We start from the raw sequence: 1,019 nt of genomic DNA on the forward strand, positions 1-1,019 counted from the left end.
GTTGTACGCTATTTTAAGAAACCCTGAACTGAATTAAAAATGTGGAAACCGATAACCGAAAAAGAACTTTCCTCTGAAATTTGCAAAGCTGAAGCTGAATTAGAAGGAAAGTATCTTAATTTTTGGAATTTAATAAATATAAGTCCTGAAAAATGGAGTGAACCGACTTTTGGAAATGAAGGTGGCGGATTTTGGGTTATAGCTATTTGTGGTCGGAAAATAATTTGGTTTAACGATATTGAAGACGGATTTAATATTTCTGACTATACAGAATACGGAAAAATAGACGGATACTATTGCAATCAAGACGAATTAAAGACAACCGTTTTAATACTATTTGAACAGATAACTTTTGGCGGACAAATAATTGGATAAGCCGCACCACCAATAAATCTATAAAAAACTGCATAGTACACTGGATATAGTTCATTGCTGCGGTAATCCTCACTCTTTATGTAAACAACTTTACTATCTTTGGGCTAAGTGGAAAAGTCATGCGGACGTTTTCAGCATCGAAACCAGAGCTAAGACCGTTGTGCGCTATTTAACCCATCGTGCTGAATTGAAATTTATGATGAAATTTACAAACGACCAATTTGAAGAAGCTGCTTATATATTCTAAAAAGCAAAAGGATATTCTCACTCTGATTATGAGATAAAAATAATAGCGGAATCGAAACTGAAAGATTTGAACGTAACCGAATTGGAAAAAATAATTGTTGATGGACTTAATTCGGACATTTACAAAACTGAAAATCAAAAGAAGTAGTGCATATTGGAGTTTATACAAAATTGGAAATGAAAATTTAATTCCGGATTTAGCATTGGCTCGAAGCGGAATTAAAATCTGACAGTAAAACCACTATTTTTCAGATTTTAGTTGCTTTAGACAGTCTCGGAGAATCTATATTTCACGAAAGCCGAACTGGAAGAGCTGCAGACGAAATTGAACTGAATATTAAAGATGCTAAAGAGTATCTGAATAGAAACAGCGTACAACAACGCGTATAGCCAATTGC

At 34.1% G+C, this 1,019-nt stretch carries 1 protein-coding gene; it reads left to right on the plus strand.

The window, feature by feature from the left end; translation table 11 throughout:
- The first annotated feature begins 39 nt into the window (after positions 1-39).
- On the plus strand, positions 40-375 hold the full coding sequence (locus tag IIF7_RS20585) for a hypothetical protein (RefSeq protein ID WP_084843557.1): 336 nt from the start codon (positions 40-42) through the stop codon (positions 373-375).
- The last annotated feature ends 644 nt before the right edge of the window (positions 376-1,019 follow it).

Origin of the sequence: Zunongwangia atlantica 22II14-10F7, from assembly GCF_002094855.1 — a bacterium.
Lineage (GTDB): Bacteria > Bacteroidota > Bacteroidia > Flavobacteriales > Flavobacteriaceae > Zunongwangia > Zunongwangia atlantica.

Bases quoted from the DNA above. Each gene is read 5' to 3' on its own strand.
- IIF7_RS20585 (WP_084843557.1), top strand. From the start codon at position 40: ATGTGGAAACCGATAACCGAAAAAGAACTTTCCTCTGAAATTTGCAAA.